This is a genomic window from Achromobacter sp. K91, assembly GCF_003576205.1.
GTDB classification, from domain to species: domain Bacteria; phylum Pseudomonadota; class Gammaproteobacteria; order Burkholderiales; family Burkholderiaceae_B; genus Achromobacter; species Achromobacter aegrifaciens.
Genome location: NZ_QWFB01000056.1, coordinates 1 through 18,807 on the forward strand (window position 1 = coordinate 1; position 18,807 = coordinate 18,807).

The following is an 18,807-nucleotide window of genomic DNA, read 5'->3' on the forward strand; positions in this document are numbered from 1 at the left end:
AGATGTGTATAAGAGACAGGGCTCGGCTGGTTGGATCTTTACGGGCGCTGGGGCGGGTGGTTTGCTTGGCGTTCTTGGCGCCGGTAGCGGTTGGCGGAAGATCTTGCGGGGCCCGCCCCAGATCGGCCGCGCGGGCGGCCGATCTGGGGCTTACGCTTGGTCTTGCTATTGCTACTGCTACTGCTACTGCTACTGCTACTGCGCCCGTGACACCGACAGCGATTGCGGTTGCTGCCGTGGGCGCTCCGAACTGGTGCCAACGGGCTGCCGTGTCTTGCCCGTGGCGCGCCTGCCTCTTACTTCGATGCCACCGTTTCCGGCGGCACCGGGTTCTCCCAGCCGCCGCCAATTGCGCGGATCAGGCCTACGGCCGAGCGCGCTTGTTCACCGCTGAGCTGCACGGCGACGCGTTGCTGCAGCAGGACGCTGCGATCGGCTTCGATGACGTCCAGGTAGCTGATGGAGCCTTCGCGGTACTGTGTGTGCGAGAGCTTGGCGGCGCGGGCGGCTGCGTCGACGGCTGCGTCTTGCGCCTTGGTCTGGTCGGCCAGGATGCGCAGGTTGGCCAGGTTGTCTTCCACTTCGCGGAACGCGTTCAGCACGGTCTGGCGGTAGACGGCGACGTCTTCCTCGTAGACGGCACGGGCGCGGTCCAGGCCGGCCTGGCGGCGGCCGCCGTCGAAGATGGGCATGGACAGCGCGGCGCCGACCAGCGGACCCAGCAGGAAGGTGCGGCTGGACCACTGGAACAGGTTGCCCAGGTCCGAGGACTCGTAGCCGAAGGCGCCGGTGATGTCCAGGCGCGGGAAGAACGCGGACTTGGCCGCGCCGATGCGGGCGTTGGCGGCGGCCATGGCGCGTTCGGCGGCGGCGATGTCGGGGCGGCGTTCCAGCAGCGTGGATGGCAGGCCGGCGGGGATCGACAGCGCGACCTTCTGGATGGGCTGCTCGGGCATGGCGAAGTCTGACGGGGCGCGCCCCAGCAGCACGGCCAGCGCGTGCTCGGAGGCGGCGCGGCGGCGGTCGATGCCCAGGGCTTCGGATTGCGCGCTGGCAAGTTCGGCCTTGGCGCGGGCCAGGTCGAGTTCGCTGATGTCGCCGGCGTCGTAGCGGCGCTGGATCAGTTGCAGGGTGTCGGTGCGCAGCTTGACCGTCTGGCGGTAGAGCTGCGATTCGGCGTCCTGTTCGCGCACCAGGAAGTAGGTGGTGGCGACGTCGGCCTGCAGGGCCAGCAGCACGGAACGGTACAGGGCCTCGCTTTGCTGGGCGTCGGCGCTGGCGGCGTCGTAGGTGGAGGCGACGCGGCCGAACAGGTCGGCTTCGTAGGAAACGGCGCCTTGGGCGCGCCAAGTCGTGACCGGGCTGGTCGAGGTGCCGTCGGGCAGGCCCTGCGACACGGCCGAGGGGCGCTGGCGGTTGGGGCCGAAGGCGGCGTCCAGGTTGGGGAAGAAGCCGGCGCGGGCTTCGCGTTGCAGCGCGCGCGATTGGGTCAGGCGGGCGGCGGCGGCCTGCAGGTTCTGGTTGGCCTTTTGGGCTTCTTCCTGCAGCTGGTTCAGCCCTTCGTCGCCGAACACTTTCCACCAGGCGCCGCGCAGCGCGTCTTCCGACGGTTCGGCGGTCTTCCAGGTGCCGGCCTCGGATGCGGGCAGGGCGGCTTCCTTGAAGGCCGCGGGCACCGCGGCCGAGGGGCGTTCGTAGGTGGGGCCCACCGCGCAGCCGGCCAGCACGAGCAGGACGGCAAGCAGGGCGGAACCGCGGGTCAGTCTTTTGATCATGATGACTATTCTCTTGTGGGCGCCTTCCGCCTAGGGGGCGGAAGGCGCTGTCTAGCTACTGTGGTGAGCCGGCTCAGGCGTGATGTTGCTGGGCGGGTTGCGCGTTCGGGGCCACGTGCGGGACGCACACGGGAGCCTCGTGCGGCGCGGCGGAGTGCAGCGTCTTGCCGCCCAGCGTGCGCAGCAGCACGTAGAACACGGGGGTCAGGAACAGGCCGAACAGGGTCACGCCCAGCATGCCGAAGAACACCGCGATGCCCATGGCCTGGCGCATTTCAGAACCCGCGCCCGAGGACAGCACCAGCGGCACCACGCCCATGATGAACGCGATGGACGTCATCAGGATGGGGCGCAGGCGCAGGCGGCTGGCCTCGATGGCGGCGTCCAGCGGACTGCGGCCGTTCATTTCCAGTTCGCGGGCGAATTCCACGATCAGGATCGCGTTTTTCGCCGACAGGCCCACCAGCACCATCAGGCCGATCTGCGTGAAGATGTTGTTGTCGTTGCCGGTCAGGTAGACGCCCGTCAGCGCGGCCAGGATGCTCATCGGCACGATCAGGATCACGGCCAGCGGCAGGGTCAGGCTTTCGTACAACGCGGCCAGCACCAGGAACACCAGCAGCACGCTGATCGGGAACACCCACAGGCCCGCGTTGCCCGCCAGGATCTGCTGGTAGGTCAGGTCGGTCCACTCCATCTTCATGCCGCGCGGCAGGGTCTCGGCGGCGATGCGCTCGGCCGCGGCCTGGGCCTGGTCGGACGAGTAGCCGGGCGCCGGACCGCCGTTGATGTCGGCGGCGGTGTAGCCGTTGTAGCGCACCACCATTTCCGGGCCGAAGGTCTGGTTGACGGTGACGAGCGAGGACAGCGGCACCATTTCGCCGGCGACGTTGCGGGTCTTCAGTTGCAGGATGTCGTCGGCGTGCGCGCGGAATTGCGCGTCGGCTTGCGCCCGCACCTGGAAGACGCGGCCGAAACGGTTGAAGTCGTTGACATACATCGAGCCCAGGTAGATCTGCATGGTGTCGAAGACTTCCGTCACCGGCACGCCCAGTTGCTTGGCCTTGACGCGGTCCAGGTCCACGTCCAGCTGCGGCACGTTGATCTCATAGCTGGAGAAGGCGGGGCCCAGTTCCGGCGTCTGGCGCGCCTTTTCCAGGAAGGCTTGCTTGGCCTTGTCCAGTGCGGCGTAGCCGGCGGCGCTGCGGTCTTCGATCTGGAACTTGAAACCGCCCAGCGTGCCCAGGCCCATCACGGGCGGGGGCGGGAACACGGCGATGAACGAGTCCTGGATGGCCGCGAACTTCTGGTTGAGCGAGCCCGCGATGGCGTCGCCCGACAGCGCGGCGTTCTTGCGCTCTTCGAAGGGCTTGAGCATGACGAACACGATGCCGGCGCTCGAACTATTGGTGAAGCCGTTGATCGACAGGCCGGGGAAGGCGATGGTGCTCTGTACGCCGGGTTCCTTCAGGGCGATGTCGCTCATGCGGCGGATCACCGCGTCCGTGCGGTCCAGCGAGGCGCCGTTGGGCAGCTGCGTGAAGGCGATCAGGTACTGCTTGTCCTGCGCGGGCACGAAACCGCCGGGCACCAGATAGGAGACGCCGACGGTGGCGGCCACCAGCACGGCGTACACGCCCATGGCGCTGGCCTTGCGGCGGATCACTTTGGTGACGCCCGTGCCGTACGACTCGGACGCGCGGCCGAACATATTGTTGAACCAGTTGAAGAAGCGGCCGAAGACGCGGTTCATGCCACGGGTCAGCCAGTCGGGCTTGTCGTGGTGGCTCTTGAGCAGGATGGCCGACAGCGCGGGCGACAGGGTCAGCGAGTTGAAGGCCGAGATCACCGTCGAGATGGCGATGGTCATGGCGAACTGCTTGTAGAACTGGCCGGTCAGGCCCGTCATGAAGGCCAGCGGCACGAACACCGCGCACAGCGTCAGCGCAATGGCGATGATGGGGCCGCTGACCTCACGCATGGCGCGATAGGTCGCGTCGCGCGGACTCAGGCCCGCGGCGATGTTGCGCTCCACGTTTTCCACCACCACGATGGCGTCGTCCACCACGATGCCGATGGCCAGCACCATGCCGAACAGCGACAGCGCGTTGATGGAATAGCCGAACATCAGCAGCAGGGCGAAGGTCCCCACGATGGACACGGGCACCGCCAGCAGCGGGATGATGGACGCGCGCCAGGTCTGCAGGAACAGGATCACCACCAGCACCACCAGGGCGATCGCTTCCAGCAGCGTGGTCACCACGGCTTTGATGCTGGCGCGCACGAATTGGGTGGGGTCGTATTCGATGCGGTATTCCACGCCCGGCGGGAAGTCCTGCGACAGCTCGGCCATGGCGGCGCGCACCTGGCTGGACACGTCCAGCGCGTTGGCGCCGGGCGACTGCATGATGCCCATGCCCACCGCCTGCTTGTTGTCCAGCAGCGACCGCAAGCCGTATTCCTGCGCGTCCAGTTCCACGCGGGCCACGTCCGACAGGTAGGTCACCGCGCCATCGGGCGAGGTCTTCAGGATGATGTCGCGGAATTCCTCTTCGGTCTGCAGGCGGCCGCGGGCATTCACGTTCAGCTGCAGCGGCACGTCACCCAGCGTGGGGGACGCGCCGATGACGCCGGCGGCGACCTGCACGTTCTGTTCGCGGATGGCGGCGACAACTTCGCTCGCGGTCATGCCGCGCTGGGCGACTTTCTGCGGGTCCAGCCAGACGCGCATGGAATAGTTGCCCGAGCCCCACACCGTCACTTCGCCCACGCCGGTGATGCGGGCGAGGCGGTCCTTGACGTTCAGGATCGCGTAGTTGCGCAGGTAGGTGATGTCGTAGCGGTCATTGGGCGAGATCAGGTGCACCACCAGCGTCAGCGTGGGCGAGCTCTTGGCCGTGGTCACGCCCAGGCGCTGCACGTCCGGCGGCAGGCGCGGCAGCGCTTGCGACACGCGGTTCTGCACCAGCTGCTGCGCCTTGTCCGGGTCCACGCCCAGCTTGAAGTTGACCGTCAGGGTCAGGTTGCCGTCGCTGTTGGCCTGCGACTGCATGTACAGCATGTCCTCGACGCCGTTGATGGATTCCTCCAGCGGCGAGGCCACGGTTTCGGCGATGACCTTGGGGTTGGCGCCTGGATACTGCGCGCGCACGACCACGGACGGCGGCACCACTTCCGGATACTCGGAGATGGGCAGCTGGAACATGGCCAGCAGGCCCGCCAGCAGCACCAGGACCGACAGCACGCCGGCGAAGATCGGCCGGTCGATGAAGAATTTCGAGATATTCATGGACGTTCTCGTTAGACGCGCCGGCTCAGTTCAGGGTGGCCGAGGCGGTCTTGACCGGGTTGCGTTGGGCCGCAACCATGGGGACGACGGTGGGGGTCACGGCATCGCCGGGACGGATGCGCTGCAGGCCGTTGACGACGATGCGTTCGCCGGCGGCCAGGCCCGAATCGACCACGCGCAGGCCTTCCTGGTTGGCGCCCAGCTTGACCTGGCGGTAGACGGCATGGTTCTTGTCGTCCAGCACCAGCACGTAGCGCTTGTCCTGGTCGGTGCCGATGGCCTTTTCGTCGATCAGCACGGCCTGGCGCGGTTCGCTGCCGCCCAGGCGGACGCGGGCGTACAGGCCGGGCAGCAGCTGGCCGTCGGCGTTGTCGAACTCGGCGCGCACGCGGATCGTGCCGGAGGTGGTGTCCAGGCGGTTGTCCACGGACTGCACGACGCCGGTGCGCGAATAGCCTTCCTCGTTGGCCAGGCCCAGCTCCACCGGCACGGCGCCGGCGCGGCCGCCGCGCGCAGGGTTCACATAGCGCAGGAAGGTTTGTTCATCCACGTCGAACGATGCGTACATCTTGGACACCGACACCAGGCGGGTCAGCGGCACGGAGCCGGCGCCAGCCGCCACCACGTTACCCACCGTGACCTCGGCGCGCGACACGCGGCCGTCCACCGGGGCTTCGATGCGGGTGTAGCCGAGGTTCAGCTTGGCATAGTCCAGCGCCGCCTGGGCGCCTTGCAGGTTGGCGGCGGCTTCGCGTGCGGCGTTCTGCTTTTCCTCGAAATCGCGGCGGGCGATGGCGTTGTCCGTCAGCAGGCGCTGGCCGCGGGCCAGTTCGCTGGCGGTATACGAGGCGCGGGCCTTCGCGGCGGTCAGGGCGGCGGCGGCGCGGTCCACCTCGGCCGCGTAGGGACGCGGGTCGATGGTGAAGAGCACGTCGCCCTTCTTGACGATGCTGCCGTCCTGGAAGTGCACGGCGGTCAGGGTGCCCGACACCAGGGGACGGATGTCGACGCGGTCGATGGCTTCCAGGCGGCCGGAGTAGCGCTGCCAGTCCACGATGGTCTTGTTCAGGACCTCGGCCACTTCGACTGGCGGCGCCGTGGGGGCAGTCTGCGCCTGCGCCGCATTGGCGCCAGCGGGAGCGCGGAAGAGGGCATAACCGCCGCCAGCGGCGACGATGGCGGCAAAGACGGCGAGCACAGCAATACGATTGCGCGAAACCATGGTGTTTCCTTGAGAGATGATGGGGCGAAAGCGCGCTTGCCTGGATGAGCCTGGGGGCGGAGGCGGCTGCGGCGGCCTGGGGCAGGCCTGTCCTCGGGATCCGGCGGAAATGCCGCAATGCAACATGCAATGCTGCTGCGCATCCCAGGCAAAGGCGCCTGATCGGGGCGGGTCTTTGCGGGTGCCGGAATCTGAGGATAGGCTTGCCCTTTGATGGCGCCTGGCGGCAAGGGCACTTCAAGATGGTTTGCATTCTGAGCGGTTTAGGGGGTCGGATAAACCCTGATGTTTCGGCAACACTAGTCGTAAGGATCGACTAATCAACGCCGAAATCGGGTTATGCTCCGTCCACACCGACTATTTCCCCTAAAGGACACCGTCGCCATGGACCGTTTTCAGGCTATGCAGGTGTTTGTGCGCGTCGTGGACGCCAATAGCTTCACCCGGGCGGCCGACAGCCTCTCGCTTCCGCGCACCACCGTCACCACCATCATCCAGAACCTCGAACGCCTCTTGGGCGTGCGCCTGCTCAACCGCACCACGCGCCGTATCGGCCTGACGCCCGACGGCGCGGGCTATTACCAGCACTGCGTGCGCATTCTGGCCGACGTCGAGGAAACCGAGGCCTGCTTCCAGGAAGCGGCCCTGCGCCTGAAGGGCAGGCTGCGCATCGATGCCCCAACCTGCATCGGGCGGCTGATCCTGATCCCCTCATTGTGTGATTTCCACGACAAATATCCCGACGTGGAGCTGGTGCTGGGCCTGGGCGACCGCCCGGTCGACATGGTGCAGGAGGCCGTGGATTGCGTGATCCGCGCCGGCGACCTGGAGGATTCCAGCCTGGTCGCGCGCCGCATCGGCACGCTGCAGAGCGTGACCTGCGCCTCGCCCACCTATGTGGCGCGCCATGGCTTGCCGCAGAGCATCGACGAACTGCGCGACCATCACGCCGTGCACTATTTCTCCAGCCGTACCGGCCGCAATTGCGCCTGGGATTTCCGGGTCGACGGCAAGCACCAGGAAGTCGAAATGAAGGGCGTGGTGTCGGTGAACGAATCCGGCGCCTACCTGGATTGCGGGCTCAAGGGCTTCGGCTTGATCCAGACACCGCGTTACATGGCGCTGCCGCACCTGCAATCGGGCGAACTCATCGAGGTGCTGCCGCAATGGAAGCCCAGCCCCACCGCGATTTCGGTGCTGTATCCGCAAAGCCGCCAGCTTTCGCCCAAGGTGCGCGCCTTCACCGACTGGGCCGCTGAATTGTTCGCCAGTTGCCCGCTACTGAGCGGCCGCGACGAGACCGATCCGGCCGCGGCCAGTTGCAGCGTCTACGCCCGCGGGGCTGGCCAGGCGAACGCCGCGCCGTCTGCCGCGCCCAGGCCTGCGCTGGAGGAATACCTGCCGCCGCGCCGCCGTACCGCGCGCGAAGAGGCCGCGGAGTACGCGTTGTAAGCGCATGGCGTGGGGGGCGGATCCGCCCTCCACCTGGGGAATCACGGGAAACCCCGTAGTAAATACAGACCTTGCGTCCCTCGAATTGCATGAAACGTCTGTATAGTCCGACAGTCAAAGCCTACAACGTCCTTACTGTCGATCCGCTCCATGCAGCCTGTACTACCCGCTTACCTGATCGCCCGTTGGCTTTTGTTGCTCGTGCTGTTGGCGGGGGTGTACTTCCTCAGCGGTTTCCTGGTCCCCGCGCTCGCCGCACTCATCATCGGCCTGGCCAGCTGGCCCTTGTACCAGCGGCTGGTCGCGCGCTGCGGCGGCCGCAACGCGCTGGCAGCCTCGCTGGCGCTGCTGGTGGTGATCGTCGTGCTGATCGTGCCGATGTCGTTCGCGCTGTCCTACGCCATCAAGGAAGCCAGTACCTTCTTCGCCTGGGCCATCGCCGCCAACCGCCATGGCGTGGCCGTGCCCAACTGGATCACCTCCATGCCCGTGGTGGGCGAGCGCCTGAGCCAGTACTGGGAATCCTATATTGGCCAGCCGCATGCGCTGGGCGCATTGGTCGAGGCCGTCAGCGGCGAGCATCTGGGCAATATCTACCGCATGGTCCTGGCGGCCACGGGCAATGTGTTCCAGTTGCTGCTGACCGTGCTGTTCATGCTGATCACGCTGTTCTTCGTCTACAAGGACGGCATCCGCATGGTGGCCCAGCTGGACGTGCTGGGCGAACGCATCCTGCCTGCCCGCTGGCAGCGCTTTTCGCGCGTGGTGCCGGCCACCATCAACTCCACCGTCACCGGCATGGGCCTGATCGCCCTGGGCGAGGGCGTGGTGCTGGGCATCGCCTACTGGGTGGCGGGCGTGCCGTCGCCCGTGCTGCTGGGCGTGGTCACCGGCTTCATGGCGCTGATACCCGGCGGCGCGCCGCTGTCGTTCACGCTGGTGTCGCTCTATCTGGTCGGCTCGGGCCATCTGGTGGCGGGCATCGCGCTGATGGTGTGGGGCAGCGTGGAACTCTTCATCGTCGACAAGACCCTGCGTCCGCGGCTGGTGGGCGGGCCGGTCAAGCTGCCTTTCCTGCCGACCTTCTTCGGGTTGGTGGGGGGCGTGAAGACGATGGGCATCGTCGGGCTGTTCGTCGGCCCCGTGCTGATGGCCCTGCTGGTGGCGGTGTGGCGCGAATGGGTGCACCATGAGGTGCAGGAACGCGATGCCGCCCGCATCAATCCTCCCGCCCAACCCCCTGCTGCTTGAATGCCATGTTGTTGCCTGATGACCAGATAGCCGTCCTGCGCGAGCAGGGCTTCGTGGTGGCGCGCCAGTTCGCCAGCCCGGAACAGGTGGCGGCGCTGCGCGCTGTTGCCGAACGCCATTTGCGCGACCACGTCGCGCCCATCGAATACGAAGCCGACCTGCGCTATCCCGGCGCGCCCGAGTCGCGCGCGGCCGAAGGCGGGCTGACCGTGCGGCGCCTGCTCGGCGCCTATGGCCGCGACCCCTTGTTCGCGCAATGGGCCGCCGATTCCCGCATCGGCCAGTGGCTGGGACGCTACTTCGGCGAAACGCCGGTGCTGTCCACCGTGCATCACAACTGCGTGATGACCAAGCATCCGGCCTATGGCAGCCTGACCGGCTGGCACCAGGACATCCGCTATTGGTCGTTTTCCGACACCGATCTGGTGTCCACCTGGCTGGCGCTGGGGCCGGAAACGCGCGCCAACGGCGGCCTGTCCTTCATCCCGGGTTCGCACGCGGCCGCCTTCGCGCCGGAACAGTTCGACCAGCAGAAGTTCTTCCGCGACGACGCGCCCCAGAACGCCGAGTGGATCGCCCGCGCGGTCTGCCCCGAACTGCAGGCGGGCGACGTGGTGTTCTTCCATTGCCGGACCCTGCATGCCGCCCAGGGCAACGCCAGCGACCGCGTGAAGCTGTCGCTGGTGCATACCTACCATCCACAGTCCTGTCATCCGCTGCCGGGCACGCGCTCGGCCAGCCAGCCGGGCGTGCCGCTGACGGTCCCGGCCGCCTGATGCTCTGAGTCAGCGCCGCATTCTGCGGCGCTGTTCCTTTCTCGATCAGCCGCCACTGCGGCCCGTGCAGTCCGCCTGAAATTTTTCCGGGCGCGGCCCCGCATGCGCCGACTTTCCCGGTCCGGGTTCGTGTCCTGACGGGATCTTTCCCCTTGATTGTCGACCACTGCGCCCGCTCGCTGGCGGGCTCGGCTGCGGGCGCTTTTTCCGGTGCTGAGAGGGCCTGCGCCAAAAAATGGGCCTAGTCCTATGTCTTGCCCGGATCGGAGAGGACTAGCCCGATGGGCGGCCTGCGCCGCGAAATCTACGATGCAGTTGTTGAGTACGCGAACTGAAAAGACCTGTCCCCAACGGTCCCTCAAGCACTAGCGCACGCAGCAAAGATCCGCCCGCAAAGGCGATTTCCCTCACCTCAAAACCCAACTCAAAAGACTCATCATGAAAAAGACCCTCCTGACCGCTGCTCTGGCCATCGCCGGCCTCGTCTCCTTCGCCAGCGCCCACGCCGCCGACGGCACCATCGAATTCACCGGCAACATCACCGCCAATACCTGCATGATCAACGGCGGCAACGGCGGCGAGAACTTTACCGTTGCGCTGCCCGCCGTGTCGGCCAAGACGCTGGAAGCCGCAGGCGCCACCGCCGGCCGCACGCCGTTCAAGATTGCGCTGAGCGGCTGCACCTCCGACCAGCCGGTTTCGGTTCACTTCGAAGGCGGCGCCACCGTTTCGCAAACCACCGGCCGTCTGGTCGTTGACGCCGGCGGCGCCGAGAAAGTCGAACTGGGCCTGCTGAACAACTCGTTCGGCGAAATCATGGCCGGCGCGGCCATCGGCCAGCAGAACTCGCAGACCGTGACGCTGTCCGGCGGCAAGGCTGACCTGGACTACTTCGTCGAGTACCACTCGCTGGGCAACGCCACCGCCGGCGCCGCCAACTCGCGCGTGCAGTACTCGATCTCCTACGAGTAATGCGCCGACTCGGCGGCCGCCTCCCGGGGCCGCCGAGGCAGGTGTTTCCCTGCAAGCCGTCTCACCCGCTCCCCGAGACGGCTTGGAAGGAAACCGACCATAGACGCAGCATCCACCACCAAGGGCTACATCATGAAAACTCTACGCCGCACCCTGATGGCCGCCGCAACGCTTGCCGCGGGCTGTTTTGCACTCCAGGCGCAGGCCAGCGTCGTTATTTCCAGCACGCGCGTGATCTATCCGGCGCAGGAGCGCGAAGTCACCATCAAGCTGAGCAATGACGGCCGTACGCCTGCCCTGGTTCAGTCGTGGCTGGACGACGGCAGCATCACCGACGCGCCGGAAACGCTGAAGGTCCCCTTCGTGCTGACGCCCGCCATCTTCCGCGTGGATCCCGGCAAGGGGCAGACCCTGCGTCTGATCCACACCAAGGAATCGATGCCGCAGGATAAGGAAAGCATGTACTGGCTTAACGTGCTGGAAGTCCCGCCCAAGGCTCAGGCCGGCGAAGACGCCAATCGCCTGCAGCTTGCCTTTCGCACGCGCATCAAGGTGATGTATCGCCCGCAAGGCCTGCCGGGCCAGGCAGACGAGGCGCCGGCGCAGCTGCGTTGGGAGGTCGCTCCCGCCGCGGCCGGCAAAGGCTATGCGCTGAAGGCCAGCAATCCCACGCCCTATGTCGTGAACCTGGGCAAGATCAGCCTGCAGTCTGGCGGCCAGACCTTCGATGCCGGAGCCGGTTACGTCAAGCCGGGCGACTCCACGTTGTTTCCCCTCGCGGGAATGACATCGCCGCCGGCAGGCGGTGCCCAGGTCAAGTTCAACAGCATCAACGACTGGGGCGCGAACGTCGAAGGCTCCCTGCCGCTCATGTCGGGACCCGCGTCCTCCCTGCGCTAGGTCGCAAGGCCGCGCAAGCGCGCGGCGCCCATCTCACCAAACTCCCTTAGTGATGGATGCTGGCAACGGCATCCGCGGGGAGAGTGTTGTCCAGCGTTTTCATCGAATCCACTCTTTCAGCTCCGCCGTCATGAAGAAAACCCTTTCGAAGCTCCTGCATACGCGAGATAGCGTCAGTCTGCGTCTGACCCCTCTTTGCGCGGCACTGCTGGTGGCCCTGGTTGCGCATGAGCGGGTGGCGCAGGCCGCCGAGGCCGACGCATCCGGAACGATGGTGGCTTCGGTGGAATTCGAGGATGCCTTCCTGATGGGCGGCTCGGGCCAGCGCACCGACCTGTCGCGCTTCGCCAAGGGAAACATGGCCGCGCCCGGCAACTATTCGGTGGACTTGTTCATCAACCAAAGCTATGTGGGCCGCGTCGATGTGCCGTTCGCGGCGGTTGCCGGCGAGGCGGCGGCGCAGCCCGTGTTCGACCGTCGGCTGTTGCAGCGCATCGGCGTCGACCTGGGCAAGCTGCCCGCCGAGGCGACCGCAAAGCTGGCGCAAGACGCCAGCCTGCGCCTGGACGAGATCGCCGCGGACGCCGGCAGCGATTTCGACTTCGGCGACCAGCGCCTGGACCTCAGCATTCCCCAGGCCGCCATGAGCCGCCACGCCCGCGGTTACGTCAGTCCGGAACTATGGGACTCGGGCGTCAACGCGGCCATGGTCGATTACGACTTCAACCTGTACAACTACCGCAACAAGGCGTTCGGCGGCACGCAGCGGCAGGGCTATCTAGGCTTGCGCGCGGGCGTCAACCTGGGTGATTGGCGTCTGCGCCACAACGGCTCCTATTCTTTCGATTCCCAGGGCCAGCGCCAGTACCAGAACATCTCGACTTACGCGCAGCGCGAAATCGTTGCGCTGTCGTCCCAACTCACCTTGGGCGAAGCCTATACCAGCGGCGAACTGTTCGAGTCCACGCCCTTCAAGGGCGTACGCCTGGCCAGCGACGATCGCATGCTGCCCGACTCGATGCGCGGCTACGCGCCCGTGGTGCGCGGCATGGCCAACAGCAACGCGCGGGTCACCATCCGGCAGAACTCGGTCGTCATCTACGAAACCACGGTGGCGCCGGGGGCCTTTGAAATCACTGACCTGTACGCCACCGGCTACGGCGGCGACCTGGATGTGTCGGTGCAGGAAGCCGACGGCAGCGTGCGCAGGTTTTCGGTGCCCTACGCCGCCGTGCCGATGTCGCTGCGCCCGGGCGTGAGCCGCTATAGCGTGGTCGGCGGCGCCGTGCGCAACAAGCAGTTGTCGAAAAGCCCGCATTTCCTGCAGGCTACTTACCAACGCGGCCTGTCCAATCTGGTCACGGGTTATGCCGGCGCCACGGTGGCGCAAAACTACACCTCGGTCTTGTTGGGCGGGGCCCTGAATACGTCGGCCGGAGCGTTCGGCCTGGACGCGACCCAGTCGCGCCTGTCGCAGGCAGACGCTACGCATACCGGCACCAGCATGCGCGCCAGCTATGCAAAGAACCTGCCCAACACTGGCACCAACGTCTCCATCGCGGCGTACCGCTATTCCACCAGCGGCTTCTACGGCCTGAACGAAGCCATGAATTCGCTCTACGGCTATGGCCAGTACCGTTATACCGGCAGCATGGTGCGCGAGCGCAACCGCGCCTCGATCATGCTGAGCCAGCAGTTGGGCGGGCAGCGCGGCAGCATCAACCTGACCGCCTCGGGCGTGGACCATTGGAACCGCGACGGCCGCGACGTGAACTACAGCATCGCCTATGCGAACCGGTACAAGACCGTGGGCTACAACATCAGCGTCCAGCGTCAGCGCGACAGCCGGCAGCAGATGGGCACCGCGGTCTACGCGACCATCAGCATTCCGCTGGGCAAGAGCAATCCGCTCAGCCTGTCGACCAATGCCGGACGCGACTCCGACGGCCGCTTGCGGGTGCAAAGCACGTTGTCCGGCTCCACGGGCGAGGACAATGATCTGTCCTACAGCCTTAGCGCCGACCATGCTTCCGGCGGTTCGGGCGACAGCATGAACGGCGGCAGCGCCAGCATGCTCTACCGCGCGCCGGTCGCCGAATTCACGGGCAGCGCAGGCGTGGGTACGGGCTATTCGCAAAGCTCGGTAGGCGTGCGCGGGGCGCTCGTCGCGCATCCGGGCGGCCTGACGCTGTCGCAGCCGCTTTCGGAAACCTTCGGCATCGTTGAAGCGCCCGACGCCGAAGGCGCGCGTCTGCTCAATGCCTCGGGCGTGCGCGTCAACAGCCGTGGATATGCCGTCGTGCCGCATCTGACGCCGTATCGCATGAACACGGTGGAAATCGATCCCAAGGGGCTGTCCACCGATGTGGAACTGCAGGTCACCAGCCAGCAGGTGGCGCCGCGCGCCGGTGCGGTCGCGATGCTGCGGTACGCCACGGTCTCGGGGCGGTCGGCCATGCTGCAGGTGCTGAAAGCCGATGGCAAGCCGCTGCCGTTCGGCGCCAGCGTGGTGGATGAGCATGGTGTGGAAGTCGGTCTGGTCGGGCAGGCCAGCCGTGTGCTGGCGCGCGGCCTGCAGGACCGCGGCCAATTGACCGTCAAGTGGGGCGAACTGCCTGGCGATGTATGCCGCATGGATTATGAACTTCCGGCCACGGAAAAAGGCACGGGTCCGGACAGCTATCGGCAGATCGAAACCCGCTGCAGCTAGATATCTCTCAATTTACCTTCGACCGGAATCGCAAGATGAATACGTTTCGAATACTGTTTTTGCTTGGCGCGACGTTGCTGTCGCTGGTCTACTCCCCCGCCAACGCTGCCGGCGATCAATTTCCGTGTGAGCAACCCCATTTTTTGGGGATCGTCCTTCCTGCCACGATCGAGCTTAATGCCGACGTGGGTGTCGGTCAGGTGATGTGGTCCGGTACGGTGGGCACCCGAGCGCTTATACCTGGTAGATGTGCGTCCGAAGAGTCTCCCCCGGGCGCTTTGCTTATCTACCTAGACGTATATGAACAGAATGGGGTCTTTAATACTGGCATTCCCGGGGTAGGCGCTCGCATCAAGTCCCGGTACAGGTCCTGCGTCTCCAATTATTGGCCGACGGAATGCGAGACCGTAGTGGAAGGGACCCCTCCGAAGGTAACGATCGAGTATGAACTGATCAAGACTGGGAATGTGGGTTCTGGATCCTTTGGGTGTTGCGAGGATATCGCCTTTTGGACCTTCGGAAGTACCCAGAACACCTATGCTCGGTTCCGGTACGCCGGGACGACCACCGTACGAGTGAGAAGGCCGCCGACTTGTTCCTTTTCGTCGAATGACACCATCCATACCTCGCTGGGCGTGGTTTCCAAGACGGTTTTCAAGGGTATCGGCTCGACGTCGGCTGAGCGCCCTTTCAAGATCGATCTGAGTTGCAAGGGAGGGGATGGCCTGAGCTCGCTGGATGTGTACGCCACGTTGACGGACGCCACCAAGCCAGGCAACCGCTCCAAGGTGCTGAACTTGTCGCCCGGGTCCGGCGCCACGGGCGTCGGGGTCGAAATATTGAATGGCACCACGGTGCTGGGATATGGCGCGGACTCGAACGTGCTTGGCAACCCTGGCCAATGGAAGGCAGGCACCGTGTCGCCCGGAGCCAGTGTCTTTTCCATCCCGTTGACGGCGCGCTACGTGCAAACCGACGAGGTCGTGACTGTCGGAACCGCCAATGCGCGGGCCACGTTCACGATGAGCTATCAGTAGCGGCGCCCCAGCCGCCACAACAGAACCGCCGCGATCAGGATCGCGGCGACATTGAACTGCATGGCGTTGGCAAAAGCGCTGGCATGACGTTCGGCCGCGCCCGCAGCGGCATGCGCATCGAGTGCGCCGGCGTACAGCATGCCCGCCGCCGACACGCCCAGCGCCGCGCCCACCTGCTGCAAGGTCGACACCACGCCGGCCGCCATGCCAGCGTGGCGGTCGTCGACGAAGCCCAGCGCCAGATTCACCAGCGGCGTGTTGACGGCGCCCTGGGCCGCGCCCAGCCACACCAGCGCCGGCAACAGCGACCACGGCGCCAGGCTCGCGCCGGCCGCGTCCACCTGCAGCATCAAGGTTGCCGTGGCGCCGCCATACAGCAGGGCGGCCAGTGCGATGGCGAGCGTGCCGAAGCGCGCCACCAGCCGCGGCGCCGCCATCGATCCGGCCACGAAGCCCACGCTGGCGGGGGCGAAGATCAGACCGGCCGTCAGCGCGTCCAGGCCGAAGCCAGTCTGCACCAGCAGCGCATAGCAGAGGAACATGGCGCTGGCGGTGGAGAACACCAGCATGACCAGCAGACAACCCGCCGCGAAGCGCGGCTGCGCCAGCAAGGCCATGTCAACTAGCGGCGCGCCGCCGCGGGCCGCGACACGCCGCTGCATGCGCACGAACAGCGCCAGCGCGATCAGCGCCGCCACGCCGCAGGCCACCGTCCACACGGGCCAGCGGCGCGCGGGACCTTCTATCAGCGCCAGCAGCAGCAGGGCCAGTCCTGCGCCCACCAGCGCCGAACCGGGCCAGTCCATGCTGGCGGCCGAGGGCTCGCGTGATTCCGGGATATGGCGTGCCAGCCGCCACGCCAACAGGCCCAGCGGCACGTTGAGCAGGAAGATGCTGCGCCATGCCAGCCCGAACAGGTCGGCATGCACGATCCAGCCGCCCAGCACCTGTCCGGCGATGGCCGCCAGTCCCAGCGTCATGCCCAACAAGCCGAAGGCGCGCTGCCGTTCCTGGCCCTGATAGCTGACTCGGATCAACGCATACACCTGCGGAAACAGCATGGCCGCGGCCATGCCTTGCAGGATGCGCGCGGCGATCAGCGTGTCGGCCGTGGGCGCCAGGCCGCACAGCGCCGAGGCCAGCGCAAACCCCGCCATGCCCAGCATGAACAGGCGCCGCCGGCCATGGCGGTCGCCCAGCCGGCTGCCCGCGATCAGCAGCACGCCATAGGCCAGCTCGTAGGCGGCGATGATGAAGCTGATCTGCGCGAAGCTGGCGGACAAGGTGGATTGCATGCTGGGAATGGCGACGTTCACCACGAACAGATCGAAGATCGTGATGAAGCCGCCAGACAGCAGCACGGCCAGGCCCAGGCGGCCCAAGGCGGGCTGCGGCGCGGCGTGCGCGCCAGGGCAGGGGAGTGTGGAAGAAGACATGGAAAGCGCCATCGGAGTCAGGATGGGCGCTATTCTGGAGAGGCTTTTAGCCTTATACAATTTAGCTGTTTATGCTATTACCAGGTGCAATAGACTCATGACCGCAACCGCAGCCCCCAAGCGCCTGGAGCGCACCCGCGCCGATCTGTCGGAATTTCTGCGGCTGCGCCGCGAACGGCTCAGTCCTGCCGCGCTGGGGCTGCCCGCGGGAGGCCGCCGGCGCACGCCGGGATTGCGGCGCGAGGAAGTGGCCGCGTTGGCCGGCGTGGGCCTGGCCTGGTACACCTGGTTCGAACAAGGGCGCAACATCAGCGTGTCGGCAGGCTTCCTGGAAAACCTGGCGCGCGTGCTGAAGCTGGACGCGGCCGAACGCCGTCATCTCTACCTGCTGGCGCACCAGCGTCCGCCATCGGAACCGGGGCGCACCTGGTGCACGGTGCCCGCGCAGGTGCGCCGCCTGATGGACGACCTGCCCACGCGCCCGGCCTACATCCTCAATCTGCGCTGGGACGTAGTGGCGTGGAATGCGGCCGCGGACCGCGTGTTCAATTTTTCAACGCAGGCGCCGGGCCGCAGGAACCTGTTGTGGATGCTGTTCGCGGATCCGGCGATGCGCGAACTGTTCGTGGACTGGCCAGCGCAAGCGCCCGCCATGCTGTCCACATTCCGGCGCGACTTCGCCAGCGCGGGCCAGGCACCGGACGTCGGAGAGCTGGTGGATGAACTGGAGCGCGTATCGCCGGACTTCAAGAGCTGGTGGCGCGAACACGATGTGCACGGGTCCTGCATGGGCCTGCGCAGCCTCTGCCTGCCAGCCCTGGGCGCGCTGGCGTTCGAGCATTCCACCTTGTCGGTGGACGAGAGCCGGCACCTGCGGCTGGTGGTTTACGCGCCCGCGCCCGACGAACCCAAGGCGGCGGCGTTCGAGCGTTGGCTCGCGGGGCGCGTAGCGGCCCGATCCAAGCCCGCACGTGGCACCAGGGAATAGGCGCGCCGTGGGTCTACGGAGCCGTGGTGGGCGGCTCCTATAGTCGGGGCGTCTTCATACCGCCGCGTCCTCGCGGATGCTTCCGCCGGCCATGTCCACCACTGCGCTTTCCCGCCGCCACGCCTTGCTGCTGCTGGGCGTGGTGGTGCTGGCCTGGGGCTTCACCTGGATCGTCAACAAGCTGCTGTTGCAGTACATGACGCCTATCTGGGCAGCGGCCGCGCGCAGCATTGCGGGCACCGCCGCATTGCTGTTGCTGGGTCTCGCGCTGCGCCGCGTGGCCCGGCCGGTCAAGGCCGACCTTCCGGTGATTTTCAGCGTGGGGCTGCTGCACATGGGGGCGTTTGCCGCGCTGGTCAGCCTGGGCATGCTGTACGTGCCGGCGGGCCGCTCGGCCGTGCTGGCCTACACCACGCCCTTGTGGGTGATACCGGGCGCCTGGCTGTTCCTGAGGGAGGCAGTGGGGCCAGCCCGGCGGGCCGGGCTGGCGCTGGGCATCCTGGGGCTGGTCGTCATCTTCAATCCGCTGGCCTTCGACTGGACCAATCGCGATGCCCTGTTGGGCAATGGCCTGATCCTGCTGGCGGCGCTGTGCTGGGCGGCCAATATCGTCTACGTGCGCGCACACCGCTGGGTTACGCCGCCCTTCGAACTCGCGCTGTGGCAGGCCCTGTTGGCTTCGGCCGTATTGTCGGCCGTAGCGTACGCAACCGAAGGTCCGCCGCAAGTGGCGTGGAGCGCCGACTTGGCATGGCTGCTGGGCTATGCCGGCGTGTTCGGCATCGCGGTGGCGCACTGGGCTGCCGTGAATGTAAATCGTGCATTGCCCGCAGGCGTGACTGCCATCGGGCTCCTGGGGGTGCCCGTGTTCGGCCTGCTGTGCGCGGCCCTGTTCCTGCATGAGCCGGTCAGCGCCTCGCTGCTGGCGGGCATGGCACTCATCGTGGGCGGGATCGCGGCAGGGGTGATCGAACGTCGCGCTTGACGGCTGGACTATCG

General features: G+C 66.5%; 13 protein-coding genes. 9 read left to right on the forward strand and 4 right to left on the reverse strand.

Features of this window, described 5'->3' with window-relative positions:
• Nucleotides 1-296 precede the first annotated feature (296 nt).
• The 3 genes from DXK93_RS26870 to DXK93_RS26880 all read right to left on the reverse strand — a co-directional run bounded on the left by DXK93_RS26870 (nucleotide 297) and on the right by DXK93_RS26880 (nucleotide 6,286).
• Complete coding sequence (locus DXK93_RS26870) at nucleotides 297-1,775, reverse strand: efflux transporter outer membrane subunit (RefSeq protein ID WP_054458788.1); 1,479 nt, start codon at nucleotides 1,773-1,775, stop codon at nucleotides 297-299.
• Between the two features lie 73 nt (nucleotides 1,776-1,848).
• Entirely contained in the window at nucleotides 1,849-5,064 is a 3,216-nt protein-coding gene (locus tag DXK93_RS26875) for an efflux RND transporter permease subunit (protein WP_054458791.1), read from the reverse strand.
• A 25-nt stretch (nucleotides 5,065-5,089) separates the two neighbouring features.
• Nucleotides 5,090-6,286 carry an efflux RND transporter periplasmic adaptor subunit gene (locus DXK93_RS26880; protein WP_054458793.1) on the reverse strand — a complete coding sequence of 399 codons (1,197 nt, stop codon included), beginning with the start codon at nucleotides 6,284-6,286 and terminating at the stop codon, nucleotides 5,090-5,092.
• 384 nt (nucleotides 6,287-6,670) lie between these two features.
• Here DXK93_RS26880 and DXK93_RS26885 point away from each other — a divergent pair, with 384 nt between their 5' ends.
• The 7 genes from DXK93_RS26885 (at nucleotide 6,671) to DXK93_RS32030 (ending at nucleotide 15,384) form a co-directional block, all read left to right on the forward strand.
• Complete coding sequence (locus DXK93_RS26885; protein WP_054458795.1) at nucleotides 6,671-7,738, forward strand: LysR family transcriptional regulator; 1,068 nt, start codon at nucleotides 6,671-6,673, stop codon at nucleotides 7,736-7,738.
• 150 nt (nucleotides 7,739-7,888) lie between these two features.
• Entirely contained in the window at nucleotides 7,889-8,989 is a 1,101-nt protein-coding gene (locus tag DXK93_RS26890) for an AI-2E family transporter (RefSeq protein ID WP_054458797.1), read from the forward strand.
• A gap of 5 nt (nucleotides 8,990-8,994) precedes the next feature.
• Complete coding sequence (locus tag DXK93_RS26895; protein WP_119451679.1) at nucleotides 8,995-9,765, forward strand: phytanoyl-CoA dioxygenase family protein; 771 nt, start codon at nucleotides 8,995-8,997, stop codon at nucleotides 9,763-9,765.
• A 438-nt stretch (nucleotides 9,766-10,203) separates the two neighbouring features.
• Nucleotides 10,204-10,737 (forward strand): fimbrial protein, encoded by a 534-nt coding sequence (locus DXK93_RS26900; protein ID WP_119451680.1) that lies wholly within the window; start codon nucleotides 10,204-10,206, stop codon nucleotides 10,735-10,737.
• A gap of 132 nt (nucleotides 10,738-10,869) precedes the next feature.
• The gene (locus DXK93_RS26905) at nucleotides 10,870-11,637 is read left to right on the forward strand and encodes a molecular chaperone (RefSeq protein ID WP_119451681.1); all 768 of its coding nucleotides are present in this window, start codon (nucleotides 10,870-10,872) and stop codon (nucleotides 11,635-11,637) included.
• 130 nt (nucleotides 11,638-11,767) lie between these two features.
• Entirely contained in the window at nucleotides 11,768-14,347 is a 2,580-nt protein-coding gene (locus DXK93_RS26910; RefSeq protein ID WP_119451682.1) for a fimbria/pilus outer membrane usher protein, read from the forward strand.
• 575 nt (nucleotides 14,348-14,922) lie between these two features.
• Nucleotides 14,923-15,384, forward strand: a complete 462-nt coding sequence (locus tag DXK93_RS32030; protein ID WP_158598578.1) for a fimbrial protein — start codon at nucleotides 14,923-14,925, stop codon at nucleotides 15,382-15,384.
• On the opposite strand, the gene DXK93_RS26920 is transcribed toward DXK93_RS32030, so the two are convergent.
• Entirely contained in the window at nucleotides 15,378-16,820 is a 1,443-nt protein-coding gene (locus tag DXK93_RS26920; RefSeq protein WP_119451684.1) for an MFS transporter, read from the reverse strand. The genes DXK93_RS32030 and DXK93_RS26920 overlap by 7 nt on opposite strands.
• A 97-nt stretch (nucleotides 16,821-16,917) precedes the next feature.
• On the opposite strand from DXK93_RS26920, the gene DXK93_RS26925 reads away from it, so the two are divergent.
• Nucleotides 16,918-17,808: a helix-turn-helix transcriptional regulator gene (locus DXK93_RS26925; RefSeq protein WP_119451685.1), complete on the forward strand. Its 891-nt coding sequence runs from the start codon at nucleotides 16,918-16,920 to the stop codon at nucleotides 17,806-17,808.
• Nucleotides 17,809-17,899: 91 nt separating this feature from the next.
• Entirely contained in the window at nucleotides 17,900-18,793 is an 894-nt protein-coding gene (locus DXK93_RS26930; protein WP_119451769.1) for a DMT family transporter, read from the forward strand.
• Nucleotides 18,794-18,807 lie beyond the last annotated feature (14 nt).